The sequence below is a fragment of the Pseudomonas sp. NPDC087817 genome, assembly GCF_044742875.1.
Classification (GTDB): Bacteria; Pseudomonadota; Gammaproteobacteria; order Pseudomonadales; family Pseudomonadaceae; genus Aquipseudomonas.
The window spans coordinates 51,267-66,348 of sequence record NZ_JBIUVJ010000004.1 but is presented as its reverse complement, the minus strand read 5'-3'; the positions used below and the strand labels follow the sequence as shown (position 1 = coordinate 66,348).

12 protein-coding genes are annotated in these 15,082 nt (G+C 60.0%); 10 read left to right on the top strand and 2 right to left on the bottom strand.

Annotated elements, in window-relative coordinates:
• Positions 1–77 precede the first annotated feature (77 nt).
• Positions 78–1,622, bottom strand: coding sequence for a class I SAM-dependent methyltransferase (locus ACIONG_RS05560; protein ID WP_401297297.1), 1,545 nt, complete (start codon positions 1,620–1,622; stop codon positions 78–80).
• Between the two features lie 608 nt (positions 1,623–2,230).
• Here ACIONG_RS05560 and ACIONG_RS05555 point away from each other — a divergent pair.
• From ACIONG_RS05555 to ACIONG_RS05510, 10 genes are all read left to right on the top strand, one after another.
• Entirely contained in the window at positions 2,231–3,277 is a 1,047-nt protein-coding gene (locus tag ACIONG_RS05555) for an isopenicillin N synthase family dioxygenase (protein ID WP_401297295.1), read from the top strand.
• 27 nt (positions 3,278–3,304) lie between these two features.
• A complete protein-coding gene (locus ACIONG_RS05550; RefSeq protein ID WP_401297293.1) occupies positions 3,305–4,114 on the top strand; it encodes a MetQ/NlpA family ABC transporter substrate-binding protein in 810 nt (269 codons plus the stop codon).
• Positions 4,111–4,911: a methionine ABC transporter ATP-binding protein gene (locus ACIONG_RS05545; protein WP_401297291.1), complete on the top strand. Its 801-nt coding sequence runs from the start codon at positions 4,111–4,113 to the stop codon at positions 4,909–4,911. The genes ACIONG_RS05550 and ACIONG_RS05545 overlap by 4 nt, the downstream gene beginning before the upstream one ends.
• A complete protein-coding gene (locus ACIONG_RS05540; RefSeq protein WP_103306963.1) occupies positions 4,908–5,579 on the top strand; it encodes a methionine ABC transporter permease in 672 nt (223 codons plus the stop codon). The genes ACIONG_RS05545 and ACIONG_RS05540 overlap by 4 nt, the downstream gene beginning before the upstream one ends.
• Positions 5,580–5,587: 8 nt before the next feature.
• Entirely contained in the window at positions 5,588–7,144 is a 1,557-nt protein-coding gene (locus ACIONG_RS05535) for a sugar ABC transporter ATP-binding protein (RefSeq protein ID WP_401297288.1), read from the top strand.
• Positions 7,137–8,162 carry an ABC transporter permease gene (locus ACIONG_RS05530; protein WP_401297286.1) on the top strand — a complete coding sequence of 342 codons (1,026 nt, stop codon included), beginning with the start codon at positions 7,137–7,139 and terminating at the stop codon, positions 8,160–8,162. The genes ACIONG_RS05535 and ACIONG_RS05530 overlap by 8 nt, the downstream gene beginning before the upstream one ends.
• Positions 8,163–8,186: 24 nt before the next feature.
• Entirely contained in the window at positions 8,187–9,242 is a 1,056-nt protein-coding gene (locus ACIONG_RS05525; RefSeq protein ID WP_401297284.1) for a substrate-binding domain-containing protein, read from the top strand.
• A 148-nt stretch (positions 9,243–9,390) separates the two neighbouring features.
• Positions 9,391–10,056 carry a sulfite oxidase-like oxidoreductase gene (locus ACIONG_RS05520; RefSeq protein WP_401297282.1) on the top strand — a complete coding sequence of 222 codons (666 nt, stop codon included), beginning with the start codon at positions 9,391–9,393 and terminating at the stop codon, positions 10,054–10,056.
• A 430-nt stretch (positions 10,057–10,486) separates the two neighbouring features.
• Positions 10,487–12,874, top strand: coding sequence for a TonB-dependent receptor plug domain-containing protein (locus tag ACIONG_RS05515; RefSeq protein WP_401297280.1), 2,388 nt, complete (start codon positions 10,487–10,489; stop codon positions 12,872–12,874).
• The gene (locus ACIONG_RS05510) at positions 12,864–14,234 is read left to right on the top strand and encodes an APC family permease (protein ID WP_401297278.1); all 1,371 of its coding nucleotides are present in this window, start codon (positions 12,864–12,866) and stop codon (positions 14,232–14,234) included. Before ACIONG_RS05515 ends, ACIONG_RS05510 begins: the two co-directional genes overlap by 11 nt.
• Here the strand turns inward: ACIONG_RS05510 and ACIONG_RS05505 are convergent.
• A complete protein-coding gene (locus ACIONG_RS05505) occupies positions 14,231–14,692 on the bottom strand; it encodes a DUF3574 domain-containing protein (protein WP_401297276.1) in 462 nt (153 codons plus the stop codon). The genes ACIONG_RS05510 and ACIONG_RS05505 overlap by 4 nt on opposite strands.
• Positions 14,693–15,082 lie beyond the last annotated feature (390 nt).

Here is a 15,082-nt window from a genome sequence, read left to right as displayed (position 1 = left end):
TGACACGAAAAACCCGGCTGATCAGCCGGGTTTTTTATGCGCAATGACTTTTGTACGTCACCCCTCGGGTCACCGAATCAAGCAATACCCAACGCCTTGAGAATCACCAGTGATTTCTCGGCAAACACGTGAGCACGGGCAGTGAACTCAGCGATGTTTTCTTCGACGGTCATCAGCGGCTTGCCATCCTTGACGAGGACTTCGCCTTGTTCGCCGACGATCGCCCACGCCAGTTGCGCCCATTCAGCCGGGTGCGTTTGACCTTGCTTGATCGAAATGAGGAAGAGTTGCTCGAAGCGGCTGACGGTGACGCCGCCGCCGGTGACCGGGCTGGCCAGCACCTGGATCTTGTCGCTCAACAACGAGCGCGAACAGAGCAGCAAGTTGAGGTCGTTGCATCGCGCCCGCACCTGGTTTTCCGCCGCCACGCTTTGGCACGGTGCCACGGCACTCATACCGATCAAAACGTTGAGGGCCTGCAATACGTCGTCATAAGGCAGCGCAGATGCTGCCGCGGCCAGCTGGCGCAAGGTTTTCGGTGCGTAGTCGTTGGCTGCCAGCGCTAGCAGTACCGGGCCGTAGATTTCGCTCTGCAGCGAGGCTTCGCCCGCAGGGCCGCGGACATGTTGAGGGACGCTTTCTGCGGCTTGCAGCAAGATGAAACGAGTGTTGAACAAGCCTTGGCGCTGTTCGGCAGCGGACAGCCGGGTAGCGCCGCGTACGTAGAGATCACGACGGAAACTCTGATTGACGAAATAGTCACGCGCCTGCTCACGCATGATCGGATGCTCGATCCCTTCCAGGAAGTCCATGCCATCGGCCCTGAGGTTGAGCGGGTCGACCGAGTCCAGCGGCACGGCGGTGGTGACATAGTCGAGTTTGGCAGGGGCCATGGCATCGACGACGTCGGTGAAATACATGCAGTCCCAGCTGCGATTGAAATACTCATGGGCGATGTACTGACGATTCTGCCCTTTGATGCTCTGCAGTTTTGCGTCGAGGTTCGGCACGCTGCTGGCGTAGTTGGGGTTGGCGGCCAGCAGTGCTTCGGAAAATTGCAGGGCGGCATCGATCCGTTGATCGGGGCCTGCAGAAGCAGACTTGGAAAAGCGGTCGTGCAGGCTGAACAGATTGCGCAGCGGCGCCGCAGGCGACCAGCCGGGGAAGCAGTTGTAGCTGACGTACAGCATCCCGCCCGGTTTGAGATGGCGACGGGCAAACTCGACGATCAGTTTCTGGTTGTCGCGACTGACCCAGGTCCAGATGCCATGCAGGCTGATGCTGTCGAATTGCGGCAGATCATCGCGGGCCAGCAGTTGCTCGAAACTGTCGTCATACAGTCGCGCGTCGCTGTTCCAGTCGCTGGCGAGGGTGCTGGCGTGGGCGGCCTGTGAGGGTGTGAAATCGGTGCCGACCCAGGAACCCGGGTTGGCTGCGGCATGGATATTGATCGAAACGCCTTGGCCAAAGCCCAACTCGCAGTGATAGGCCTGCGTGGATTCCAGAGTGGCAAAGCCGCGCAACAACAAGCAGTAGCGCTGGAAGACAGGATTGATTTCCCGGCTGTAGCTGTAGGTGTAGCCTTCATCGGTGAAATACCCTTCGTTCCAGGCGTCGCTCATGCTTTCGTATCCTTTTGTTTCGAGGCTGAAAAAGTTGCTCTTATAAGGGGTAGCGGTGACGTGCCACAAGGACAATATGCCGGTGAGTATGTCTTTTCGTTTCAGGTTTTCTGCCGCACACGTCTGAAGATCTTGAAAGTGTTCGATCACAGCCCGCCAAACTCCGGTCCAATTGCCCGTTTCACCATGCGAGCGTGCAGCAGGCTTGATACCGCGCCGCCTGCACCCCTCACCCTAGCCCTCTCCCGAGGGAGAGGGGACTGATCGGGTTGTTCTTGCGAGTTGCACCGGCCTGAAGAATTAAGCCGAACCTGGCCTCACAAGCGATGAAGATCAGCTCCCTTTCTCCCTCGCCCCCTTGGGGGAGAGGGCTGGGGTGAGGGGGCAGCGATCTACCTGACACTCCACAAGGCTGACAAACACCAAAAAACCAAAAGAAATCCGACCTAAGCTAATGCAAAAAAGATATTTGTCCGGCGTTTTATATATCGTTTAGTTTTGATTCATCAACGAATCAAAGCATCAAACCGATAGACCCCCGATTGCCATGACGGCGCACGCTGAATCGATCAAAGGCTCTTCTGGTTTGGTTCACACGGGAGTGAATCATGCCGCATACCCTCGACATCACCGCATTACCGACGCTGGACCTTGCGCAGTTCGAAGGCACAGCGCCACAGCGTTATGAATTTCTGGAAAACCTGCGCCACGCCGCTCGCGACGTCGGTTTTTTTTACCTGACCGGCCACGGCATCGACAGCGGCTTGCTCAAGCAAGTGCAGGACCACGCCCGGCAATTCTTCGCCTTGCCCGACAGTGAAAAAACCGCCGTCGGCATGATCAACTCTGCGCATTTTCGTGGTTACAACCGCGCCGCTTCCGAAATCACCCGGGGCAAGCCAGATCAGCGCGAACAGTTCGATATCGGCGCCGAACGCGAAGCCTTGCCGTTGCAACCCGACAGCCCGTTCTGGGCGCGCCTTCAAGGCCCGAATCAATGGCCAGAGTCACTGCCCGAACTGAAACCGTTGCTGCTCGATTGGCAGCAAGCCATGACGCGCATGTCCCTGCGTCTGTTGCAAGCCTTCGCCCAGGCCCTGTCGCTGCGCTCGGATGCGTTTGATCAGTTGTACGGCGACAAACCCAATGAACACATCAAACTGATGCGCTATCCCGGTCAGCCGGTCGATGCGAGTAATCAGGGCGTCGGCGCGCACAAGGATTCGGGGTTCCTCAGCTTCCTGTTGCAAGACGAACAGGCGGGTCTGCAAGTGGAGATCGAAGAAGGGCGCTGGATCGCTGCGCTGCCTCGCGAAAATACCTTGGTGGTGAACATCGGCGAACTGCTGGAACTGGCCACCAACGGCTATCTGCGTGCCACGGTGCACCGGGTGGTTTCGCCGCCGCCGGGCAGCGAGCGCCTGTCCATCGCCTTTTTCCTCGGTGCGCAACTTGACGCCACGGTGCCGCTGTATCCCTTGCCGACCGCGTTGCTGCGCGAGGCACGCGGGCCGGCCAGTGACCCGCTCAATCCACTGTTTCGCGATGTCGGCTGGAACTACCTCAAGGGGCGTTTGCGCTCGCATCCCGATGTCGCGCAGCGCTTTTATGCCGATGCGCTATTGCCGCAAGCGCCGGTTCGCAAAACCGCCTGAATCATCATTCGCTCAAGGACACAAAACATGTTGAAAAAAGCAGGTTTGACCCTGGCCGTCCTCGGCGCACTGGTGACCTCGTTCGGCGCTCAGGCGCTGGAACCATTGCGTGTCGCCGCCGACCCGGTGCCCCACGCGCAGATTCTGGCCTACGTGCAAAAAATCGATCCGCAGCTGAACCTGAAAGTCATCGAAATCCCCAACGGCGTGAACTCCAACGAGCTGCTGGTGCATGGCGATGTCGATGCCAATTACTTCCAGCATCTGCCGTACCTGAAGTCCCAGGAGCAGGCCCTCGGCGAGAAACTCGCAGTAGCCGCCACCGTGCATATCGAGCCACTGGGCATTTACTCGCACCGGCACAAAAACTTCGCCGACGTGCCGGTAAAAGGCACCGTCGCCGTGCCCAACAACGTCACCAATCTGAGCCGCGCGCTGTACCTGTTGCAGGACAACGGCCTGATCAGACTCAAGCCTGGATTCAACGATCCGGCAACCGATCAAGCGACGCCCAAGGACATCGCCGAAAACCCCAAACAGCTGAAGATCCTTGAAATCGAATCGCCACAGATTCCGCGTTCGCTGGACGATGTCGATCTGGCGGTGATCAACGGCAACTACGCGCTCGACGCCGGTCTGGTGCCGGCCAAGGATGCGCTGGGCCTGGAGAAGGCCGAGCACAACCCTTACGCCAACATTCTGGTGACCACGCCGAAATTACAGAACGATCCACGCATCGCGCAACTGGCCAAGGATCTGACCTCGCCGCAAGTGGCCAAGTACATCACCGATAACTTCGCCGGTTCGGTGATCCCGGTGGCGGGCGGCAAACCATGATCGTCGTCGAGCAGTTGAGCAAGACTTACCCGTCGGCATCGGCACCTGCGCTGGATCAGGTGTCGCTGAGCATTCCCGACGGTGCGGTCTACGGCATTCTCGGGCGCAGCGGCGCGGGTAAATCGACGCTGCTGCGCTGCCTCAATCTGCTCGAACGCCCGGACAATGGGCGCATTCTGCTGGACGGTGTCGATCTGACGACGCTGTCCGACCGCGACCTGCGCCAGCAACGCCAGCGCATCGGCATGATTTTCCAAGGCTTCAACCTGCTGCACTCGCGTAATGTCTTCGACAACATCGCTGTGCCGCTGGAGATCGCCAACGTCGCGAAACCGCAGCGTCATGAACGAGTTCGTGAATTGCTCGATCTGGTCGGCTTGAGCGACAAGGCCGAAGCGTTTCCTTCGCAATTGTCTGGCGGTCAAAAACAGCGCGTCGGCATCGCCCGCGCGCTGGCGGCGCGGCCGGCCTATCTGCTGTCGGACGAAGCCACCAGCGCCCTCGATCCGGAAACCACTGCGTCGATTCTTGAACTGCTACGTGACATCAATCGGCAACTGGGCCTGACCATTGTGTTGATCACCCACGAACTGGACGTGGTCAAGTCGATCTGCGATCACGCCGCATTCATGGCCAACGGGCGTCTGGTCGAGTCCGGGCCAGTGCCGCGACTGCTCGCCGATCCACACTCGCATCTCGGCAGCTCGTTGCGTCCGACCTGCGGACTGCCGCTGGGCCATGACGCGCCCGGGCTGAGTTTTCTCAGGCAATACGGCGTACGGGCGGCGCACTCATGAACCGCTCGATCAATTGGGATGAAATCCTGCAACTGGTGCTCAACGCCACTGGCGAAACCCTGTACATGGTCCTCCTCGCCGGGTTGTTCACACTGCTCATCGGGCTGCCGTTGGGGGTGTTGCTGTTCATCAGTCGGCGCACCGGTCTGCTGCCGATGCCGCGCTTCAATGCGGCGTTGAGTGGTCTGGTCAATCTCGGGCGCTCACTGCCGTTCGTGGTGATGCTGATTGCTTTGATTCCGCTGACCCGGCTGGTGGTCGGCACGACGCTGGGCAGCACCGCCGCTGTAGTGCCGATCACCATTGGCGCTTTTCCGTTCTTCGCCCGCATTGTCGAAAACGCCCTGGACGAAGTCGACAAGGGCCGCATCGAAGCGATCCTCGCCATGGGCGGCGATATTCGTCATGTGATTTGCAAAGTGCTGTTGCCCGAAGCGCTGCCGGCGTTGCTGGCGGGGATCACCCTGACGCTGGTGATGCTCATCGGTTTTTCCTCGATGGCGGGGGTGATTGGTGGCGGCGGGCTCGGCGATCTGGCGATCCGCTACGGCTATCAACGGTTCAACAATGAAGTGATGGTCGCCACCGTGGTGGTACTGGTCATTCTCGTTCAAGGCGTGCAAAGCCTGGGCGATCGACTGGTGCGTGCGCTGGCACATCGACGTTAAGGACATTTATGAGTGCGCCTGTTTCTGTGGCGTCCACGCCGCTGATTTGTGTACGTGAAGTAAGCAAGCTATTCGGATCAAACCGCGCGCTGGACCGGGTCAGCCTGGAGATTCATCCCGCCGAAGTGGTGGCGTTGCTCGGGGCCAATGGCGCGGGCAAATCGACGTTGGTGAAGATTCTTGCCGGCAGTCAGACCGCCGACGGCGGCGAGATTCTGGTGGAGGGGCAGCCGCGGCATTTCAACTCGCCGCTGTCGGCGCGCAGGGACGGGATTGTCGCCGTGCATCAGCAGATCAACGAAGGCATTGCGCCGGGTTTGAGCGTGGCCGAGAACCTGCTGCTCGATGAACTGTGCCGGCCCGACGCGGACTTCTGGCTTAACCGCAAACGTCTGCTCGAGCGCGCGGCGAGCATTGCCGCCGGGCTCGGATTGACGTTGCCGCTGGAGCAACCGATCGAGCATCTGGGCCAGGCCGAACGGCAATTGGTGGTGTTGGCCCGGGCGTTCGCCTTGCAGCCGCGTTTGCTGATTCTCGATGAGCCGACGGCGGCGCTGTCCGATGCGGAAGCGCAGCGCTTGTTCGGTTTGATCGACACCTTGCGCAGCCGTGGCGTGGCGATTCTGTACATCTCGCATCGGTTGTCGGATCTGCAACGGGTGGCGGATCGCGCCATCGTCCTGCGCGACGGGCGACTGGCCGGGGAGTTCACCGCGCAGCAATTGCCCGAAGCCGTGCAAGCCATGCTCGGGCAGGCGCTGGCCGCCCATGTCTATACCCCGCGAGTGGCGGGGCGCGTGGTGCTGGAATTGAGCGCGATAAAAGTTCTACCGCGCTCGCAAGCCTTCGACCTGACCCTGCACGAAAACGAAGTGGTGGTACTGACCGGATTGCTCGGCGCCGGCAAAAGCGAGATCGCCGAGGTGCTGTTCGGGCTGCGTAAAGCGTTGGCCGGCAGCGCACAACTCGACGGCGCTGACTGGCTGCCGGGCTCGCCCCGTGAGGCGATTCGCAGTGGGGTTTTCTTCGCCGCCGAGGATCGCGCCAGTCAATCGCTGGTACCGGATTTTTCCCTGCGTCGCACGCTGACCTTGCCGTTTCTCGAACGCTTCACTCGAGGCGGCTTTATCCGCAATCGCGCTGAAGCGGCGGCAGTTGAGGCGCAAGTGGCTGCGCTGGGGATCAAGACCGTCGGTATCGATGTGCCGATGACCGCGTTGTCTGGCGGCAATCAGCAGAAAGTCGTGCTCGGCCGCTGGCTACTCGGGGACGGGCGGGTGCTGATCCTCGATGAGCCGTTTCAAGGTGTCGACGTGCGCGCGCGCCGCGAGATCGGCCAACTGCTACGCGACAGCGCCAAGGGCCGCGCGACACTGGTGATTTGCGCCGATGTCGATGAAGCCCTGGAAATCGCCGACCGGATTTTGCTGGTGCGCGATCACGCTGTGGTCGCCGAATACCCGCGTGCCGCTCTCGAGCGCGCCACGCTGGTCGCTGCGCTGGCCGGTACCGATGATGATTTTTCTTCCCCTCAAGCCACGCCAAGGAGCAGAGCGAGTGCCTGATTCGAGTTCACTGATTTCGACCGTGCCGGCGCCTGCCGAGCGCCTGCTGCAAGCGTTGATTCGCTATGGCCTGTTATGGCTGCTGGCGCTGATCGTGGTGTTTTTCAGTTTTGCCGAGCCGGCATTTCTGCGCGTCGGCAACCTGTTCAGCATTTTGCAATCGGTGTCGATTGTGGCGCTGCTCGCGCTGGGCGTGACCCTGACCATGGCCGTCGGCGGCCTCGATCTGTCCATCGGCGCGGTGGCGGCGATGAGCCTGATGATCGCCAGTTACGTGATGGTCGTGCTCGGCTGGGGCGCGGTGCCGGCGGTGTTGATCAGTCTGGCGGGCGGCGCCCTGGTCGGGCTGCTCAACGGCTGGCTGATCGTCAAACTGCGGGTGCCGGACATTCTGGCAACGCTGGGCAGCATGTTTCTGGTGATCGGTGTGCAACTGATTCCAACTGGCGGACGTTCGATTGCGGTGGGCATGACCTTGCCCAATGGCGTTGAAACCGAGGGCACTTTCAGTGCGGCGTTTCTGGCGCTGGGCCGTGGGCGGCTGTGGGACGTGGTGCCGGTTCCGGTGCTGATCACAGCGCTGGTGGCGCTGGCGGTCTGGTTGTTTCTGGAGCGCACGCGCATTGGCCGTTTGTTCTATGCCATTGGTGGCAACGAGCAGGCCGCGCGCCTCGCCGGGGCGCCGGTGCAGCGCTTCAAACTGCTGGCCTACGTGCTCTCGGCATTGCTGGCCTCGCTGGGTGGATTGCTGCTCGCGGCGCGGCTGGGACGCGGCGATGTCAGCTCGGGCAATGGTCTGGTGCTCGATGCGCTCGGCGCGGCGCTGATCGGTTTTGCCGTCCTCGGCGCGAAGAAACCCAACGCCTTTGGCACCTTGGTCGGCGCGCTGCTTGTGGCTTCGTTGCTCAACGGTTTGACCATGCTCAACGCGCCGTATTACGCGCAGGATTTCGTCAAGGGACTGGTGCTGGTACTGGCCCTGATGTTCACGTTTGGCCTCGCGCATCGGGCGCGTTGAGCCGCTTTCAGTCAAGGAAGTTGTATGCACGGTTCAATCAAACAGTTCGCCCGTCACTGCCTCGCTGGTGCCGTGTTTTCGGCACTGGCGTTTAGTGTGCAGGCCAAGGCCTTGCCCGGCGCACCGGCACCGTTCGACAAGGGCCAGGTGCAGATCGCGTTGGTGGGGTATCTGTTTTCCGGGGATTTCCCCGAGGCTTATCTGCGCGGTGTGGAGCAACAGACTGAAGCGCTTGGCGCCAATCTGCGCGTATTCGATGCACGGCAGCAGGCGGCGAGTCAGGGCGAGATGATCGATCAGGCGATTGATCTGGGTGTCGACGGGATCATCGTGCAGCTTGGTCTGGCGGAAACGCTCAAGGCGCCGATTGACCGGGCCATCGCCAAGGGCATCAAGGTTGTCGCGTTCGATGTCGATCTGAATTCGCCGCAGGTGACTCAGGTCGAGCAGGATCACCATGCGCTGGCGCGTTTGGCATTGGATCAAGCGGTGAAGGATAACGGCACCAAGTTCGATGCCGGGTACGTCTACATCAGCGGCTTTACGCCGATGGAGCGGCGCGACGAGATCTGGAGTCAGGTGAAAAAAGCCAATCCGGGGATCGTCGAGAAGGCGCGGTTCGGCACGCTGAATCCGCCGATCGCCAACTCGGTGGCGGATCAGGCCAGTGCGGTGCTGCGGGCGAATCCGGGAATCAGCGTGATATTTGCGCCGTTCGACGAGTTCGCCAAAGGCGCGAAAATCGCCGTCGACGAGGCGGGGCTGGCGAGCAAGGTGAAGATCTACAGCGCCGATATTTCCACCGCCGATATCCAGATCATGAAAGAGCCGGACAGCGCCTGGGCGGCGACGGCAGCGGTCAATCCGCAAGTGGCCGGGGCGATCAGTGTGCGCAGTCTGGCGATGTTGATTGCCGGGGAGAATCCGGGGCACCAGGTGCTGGTGCCGCCGACGCTGATCACCCGCCAGCAACTGCTCGATCTGGACGTGAAAAACGTACGCGACCTGGCGCAGAAGCTCACGGCGTTTGGCGATACCGCGAATGTGGCGCGGACGGATTGGATACCCGTTCCGAACTGAAACCTCAAATACAACAATCAACCCTGTGGGAGCTGGCTTGCCAGCGATTGAGGCCCGTTCAATCAATATCTTGGTGACTGACACACGGCTATCGCTGGCAAGCCAGCTCCCACAGGTTGAGGTTTCAAGTCATGAGGTTGGGGTGAACATGCACAACAAAGCTGCGCGATTACGCAAAAGCCGCTCTCCGAAAGCAGATCCTGCATTCGGCGGGCGGTTGCCTGCGGGTCAGGTGCTGACCGAGCGCTTCCCGATCCTGCACGAAGGTGCGGTGCCGGAATATGATCTGGCGAACTGGTCACTGTGTCTGTACGGCTCGCTCAAAAATCCTGTCGAGCTGCGCTACACCGACCTGCAAGCGCTGCCGCAACGCCAACTGCAATGCGACATCCACTGCGTAACGCGCTGGTCGAAATTCGATACGCAGTGGAGCGGGGTGCACCTGCAGGATCTGTTGCAAGCTTTCGATATCCAGCCGCAAACGAATTTCGTTATGGCCCACGCCGATCACGATTACCAGACCAACCTGCGGCTTGATGACTTGCTGCATCCGCACACCCTGCTGGTGACTCACTACGCAGGCCAACCGTTAACCGCGCAACATGGCTGGCCACTCCGTCTGGTGGTAGCGGGGCGGTACTTCTGGAAGAGCGCGAAATGGCTGCGCGGGCTGGAATTTGTTGATCAGGAACAACCGGGGTTCTGGGAGCGCAACGGCTTTCACTTACATGCTGATCCGTTTGCCGAACAGCGCTTCAGCGCCGAAGCGTTGGACATTGCCGAAGATGCCTGGCTGGAAAAGGACTTCGACTAAGACACTTACCCTGTGGGAGCTGGCTTGCCTGCGATGAGGCCCGTGCAGTCACTATTTGTGTTGCCTGACACACCGCCATCGCTGGCAAGCCAGCTCCCACAGGGGCTGAGATTACAGGTGTGTTAGTTGTTTGTTAGTTGGTTAAGGTGTTGGCTCAGCAACACTTGTGCTGAACTAAGAACACTCCTTTATAGCGATCTAACCTAAGTGTTATTGGTTCTTTTGCGAAAGTCTTCCCCTCGTCTAGCATCGGGCTTCAAGGGGAAAACATTCACTCTGGGGATACTGCGCCTTACCGATACTTAACGTTTCAACAGCCTTCGCTGCCTTCCTGATTTCTAAAACTACAGCAGACATTGCCGTGCATTGATTGCCGGCTTTCTTTTGTCGGTGACGGCCGGGTATTAACTGCGATTCAAGGAGCTGTTATATGCATTACCGTTCCCGTTCATTACTGGCCGCCGCTGTTGTCAGTGCAATCTGGCAACTGCCTGCACAGGCCGAAGACACGTCCACCAGCGCTGAAAGCGAATCCCGACTCGGTACCGTTTTGGTCACCGGCACACGCGGCACCTCTCGCACTGTGCTCGACTCGCCGGTTCCCGTGGATGTGTTGACCGCCGAAGACCTGAAAACCGCCGGCGCCGCTGACGGTGAATTGGGCGCGGCGTTGCAGACATTGCTGCCGTCCTTCAGCCTGCCGCGCCAGTCCAACTCCGGCGGCGCCGACCATATTCGCGCCGCACAACTGCGCGGCATGAGCCCGGATCAGGTGCTGGTGCTGGTCAATGGCAAGCGTCGCCATACGTCGGCAGTGGTCAACGATTCCTCGAAAATCGGTCGCGGCACCGCGCCGGTGGATTTCAACTCGATCCCCATCAGCGCGATCAAACGCATCGAAGTGCTGCGTGACGGCGCCGGTGCGCAATACGGCTCCGACGCGATCGCCGGGGTGATCAACATCATCCTCGACGACGCCCCCGAGGGCGGCGAAGTGTCCACCAGTTACGGCGCTTATCACACCCATCAGGACGCCATCGACAAGACCACCACCGACGGCCAGAACAGTGTGACCACCGCCAAAATCGGTACGCGTCTCGGCGAGGAGGGCGGCTTCATCCGGGGCGGTACCGAGTACAAGTATCGCAACCCGACCAACCGCGCAGGCTTCGACGGTTTCGCCGATACACCGGGCCAGCGCAACTACGTAATGGGTGACGGCCTCGCCCGCGACGTCAATCTCTGGTTCAACAGCGAACTGCCGCTGGCCGGCGGCAAGGCCTACAGCTTCGGCACTTACAACCAGCGCCACACCACGGGTGCGGAGTTCTATCGCTACCCGTACGAACAACCGCAGTTCTACCCCAACGGTTATTTGCCGCAGTCATTGGGCGACAACAAGGACGTCTCCGCCACTGCCGGTTTCAAAGGCATGATCGGCGACGACTGGGACTTCGACAGCAGCGTCACCCATGGCCGCAACCGCTTCGAATCGTCAACCCGGCGCACCCTCAACGTCAGTCTTGGCGAAGATTCGCCGACGCAATTCGATACCGGCGATTACGAGTTGCGCCAGACCACCAGCAACCTCGATTTCAACCGTGAATTGCGCCTCGGCGGCCGTTCGTTTGTCCTCGCCGTCGGCGGCGAATACCGCTACGAAAACTACCTGACCTACGCCGGTGACGAAGCTTCTTACATCGGCTCCGGAGCTGACGGCGCCAACGGCCTGCGGCCGAGTGAAGAGTCGGATCTGGACCGCAACGTGTTCGGCAGCTACGCCGAATTGTCCGGCGATCTCACGGATAACTTCTTCGTCGACGCCGCCACTCGCTGGGAACATTACGACGACGCCGGCAGCAAGCTCACCGGCAAACTCAGCGGCCGCTACAAACTGACCGAGCAATGGGCATTGCGCGGCGCGGTGTCGAACAACTTCCGCGCACCGTCGCTGGCGCAGAGCGGTTTTCAGAACACCACCAGTAACTTCGGCGAGGGCGGCACGCTCACCGACATTCGTGTGCTCTCGGTCAACGACCCGATCGCCCGCGCGCTCGGCGCCGAAAAGCTCGATCCGGAAACCTCGAAAAATTTCAGCCTCGGCCTGACCTTCCAGTTGAACGAGCGCTTCGACGCGTCGCTGGATGTGTTTCGCATCGACGTCAAGGACCGCATCACTCTTTCGCAACGCATTGGCAGCGACGCCCTGGAAACCTTCATCAACGACAACTACGGCGTGGCTGGCGTGCACGACGTCAACTTCTTCACCAACGCCGCCGACACCAGCACCCACGGCGCCGAACTGGTGCTCAATTACCATCAGCCGTTCTACGAGGGGCAACTGGGCCTGACCACCGCGTACACCTACAACCACACCAAGGTCACCAGCACCAAAGGCACGCCTTCGCAGCTGACTGCACTGGGGATCGGCAACGACGCACTGGTCGGCGTCGAGGAGACCAACACCCTGACCGACGCCGCACCGAAGGACCGTTTCATCTTTTCCGCGAACTGGGCGAGTGAACACTGGGGCCTGCTCGGACGCTTGACCCGCCAAGGCGAGACCACCCGAGTGTTCGATTTCGGCGACTCGCAACCGGAGCAAACCTACGGCGCGGTCTGGCAGCTGGATGCCGAGGTGACTTACAAATTCACGCCGAAATTCGACATCGCCGTGGGTGGTAACAACCTCACCGACAACTATCCGGAACGCTCCGGTTCGGCGATCAACTACGGCGGTAACCTGCCATACGACGTGCTCTCGCCGATCGGCACCAACGGCGCTTACTACTACGCCCGCGCCACTTATGGCTTCTGAGTCGGGGCAGGGGCCGGGTCGGCATCTGCCGGTGTTTCAGGCGCTGTTGATCACGCTGGGTATGGTGATCACCACCGACATCCTGAAAACCGCGCCGACCGTGGCACTCAACGTCGGGCCTGAGCACTTCTACCTGGTTTGGGTGCTCGGCGGCGTGGCGTCGATGATCGGTGCGCTGTGTTTTGCCGAGATGGCCACGGCGTTTCCGCATCCGGGTGGCGACTATCACTTTCTGCGCACGGCTTACGGCGAGCGCATGGGATTTCTGTTTGCCTGGTCGCGGTTTTCGGTGATGCACACCGGGTGGATTGCGTTGTCGGCGTTCATGTTTGCCGATTACGTCAACGCCGTGGTGCCGCTCGGGCAGTACGGCTCGGGGCTGTTTGCCGGTGCGGTGATTGCTGCGTTGGTGCTGCTCAATCTCACCGGAAAGCACATTGGTTTTATCACTCAGACGCTTTTGGTAGGACTGTTGGCGTTGGGTTTTCTGAGCATTGCCAGTGCGGGTGTTTTTTTGGCCTGGCAAGGCATCGAACCGCCCGCGCCGAACGTCATCGCTGTCCCGGAAAACACGGGTATGGCCGGGTTTTCAGCGGCGATGATTTTTGTCTTCCTGGCGTTTGGCGGCTGGAGTGATGCGGCAACGTTATCGGCGGAAGTGCGTGATGGTCGGCGCGGGATTTTCACCGCCATGCTCGGCGCGTTGACGGTGTTGATGGTGATCTATCTGGCGCTCAACTGGGCGTTTGTCCGGGGTCTGGGTTTCGCCGGGCTGGCGGCTAGCAATGCACCGGCGGTCGAGCTGTTGAACCGCGCATTCGGTGCGCCCGGGGTGATGTTGATTTTGCTGATGGTCGGCATCGCGGCGATCGCGACCATCAACTCGACCCTATTGGTCGGCGCCCGCACCACCTACGCTGCTGCCCGCGATGTGCCGCAGTTGCGCAGTTTCGGCGATTGGGATGACCGCGATGGCGTGCCGCGCAAAGCCTTGCTCGCAGAGGGAGCGGTGGCGTTGCTGTTGGTGCTGTTTGGCAGCTTTACCCAGTGCGGGTTCAACACCATGGTCGAGTACCTGACGCCGGTGTACTGGTTGTTTTTGAGCTTGAGCAGTGTCGCGCTGATCATTCTGCGGCGGCGGTTTCCTCAAGTGCCACGGCCGGTGAAAGTGCCGCTGTATCCACTGTTGCCGCTGCTCTTTTTCGGCTTGTGTTTGTACATGCTGTATTCGAGCGTGACGGTGGTGGGCTGGGGGGCGTTTTTGGGGATTGGGGTGTTGCTGGTGGGGGCGGTGCTTTTGACCGGGTTGAGCCGCGTAGCGTCGACGCCTCGGCAGGCTCTCGAGCAGACTGCGGACTAGAACGACACCTGCGCCGGCTGCGACAAGCGCAACACAGAAAGATCCCCGGTAATTCGCTTATACGCCAGGCGAATCGCCTCAATACTCCCCTCATTCTTCGCACTGTTTTCATGCAACACCACAATCACCTTGGTGCTCAGCCGCTCAGGCTCTTTCGCCCCGTGATCTTTCCACTGTCCATACGCATCGAACACCGTGAATCCGTCGGGAAACCTCGGTGTCACTTCCTTATCCAGAAACTCGCGCCAGCGCGCCGGGCTGACCGCGCCTTCCTTGCCATCCAGCGAGCCCACCGAAAAGTACAACTCGGTCCGCGTCCATTGCGCCTGCGCCGGGCGCGTCGCGTCCCCCTGCAAGGTCGAGCTGGCGGGATCTTTGGTATGCACGGAAACCGGAGGAGGGCTGGCACACCCTGCGACCGCCACAAACAGTGTCGCCAGTAAAAGACGTTTAGGCATGGAACTTCCTTATTGTTGACAGTAGTCGGCAATTATAAGACGGCAGGTTAATAGCGATAAAAGATTAAAAAGTCGCGTGGGGCACTATTAATGGAATATGCGATGCGTTGAAATTAATACGAAGCGGTTAGATCAATAATTTCTTTCGGTTATTTAAATAGTGCTGCTTCGAATATCTATAGCTTGTAAAACGAAGCGCGTGCATTTGATATTTCTGTTATCGCGCCTACTCTGCTGTTCCTGCGCCTCAAGACGCATGGAACGCTGCGCTTGATCCGTTTGAACAGCCGTTTTTGCTGTTTGATGGGCATCTTGTTCAGGAATCGTCAGTCCTTAGAATCGGCCCCCATCAACTTCTCATCCAGTTCTTAAATCCTCAGGGAGCTTCAC

Excerpts from the sequence above, each read along its gene's own strand:
- ACIONG_RS05510 (WP_401297278.1), top strand. The coding sequence starts at position 12,864 with ATGGCTTCTGAGTCGGGGCAGGGGCCGGGTCGGCATCTGCCGGTGTTT.
- ACIONG_RS05515 (WP_401297280.1), top strand. The coding sequence starts at position 10,487 with ATGCATTACCGTTCCCGTTCATTACTGGCCGCCGCTGTTGTCAGTGCA.
- ACIONG_RS05560 (WP_401297297.1), bottom strand. The coding sequence starts at position 1,622 with ATGAGCGACGCCTGGAACGAAGGGTATTTCACCGATGAAGGCTACACC.
- ACIONG_RS05525 (WP_401297284.1), top strand. The coding sequence starts at position 8,187 with ATGCACGGTTCAATCAAACAGTTCGCCCGTCACTGCCTCGCTGGTGCC.
- ACIONG_RS05550 (WP_401297293.1), top strand. The coding sequence starts at position 3,305 with ATGTTGAAAAAAGCAGGTTTGACCCTGGCCGTCCTCGGCGCACTGGTG.
- ACIONG_RS05505 (WP_401297276.1), bottom strand. The coding sequence starts at position 14,692 with ATGCCTAAACGTCTTTTACTGGCGACACTGTTTGTGGCGGTCGCAGGG.
- ACIONG_RS05545 (WP_401297291.1), top strand. The coding sequence starts at position 4,111 with ATGATCGTCGTCGAGCAGTTGAGCAAGACTTACCCGTCGGCATCGGCA.
- ACIONG_RS05535 (WP_401297288.1), top strand. The coding sequence starts at position 5,588 with ATGAGTGCGCCTGTTTCTGTGGCGTCCACGCCGCTGATTTGTGTACGT.
- ACIONG_RS05520 (WP_401297282.1), top strand. The coding sequence starts at position 9,391 with ATGCACAACAAAGCTGCGCGATTACGCAAAAGCCGCTCTCCGAAAGCA.
- ACIONG_RS05555 (WP_401297295.1), top strand. The coding sequence starts at position 2,231 with ATGCCGCATACCCTCGACATCACCGCATTACCGACGCTGGACCTTGCG.
- ACIONG_RS05540 (WP_103306963.1), top strand. The coding sequence starts at position 4,908 with ATGAACCGCTCGATCAATTGGGATGAAATCCTGCAACTGGTGCTCAAC.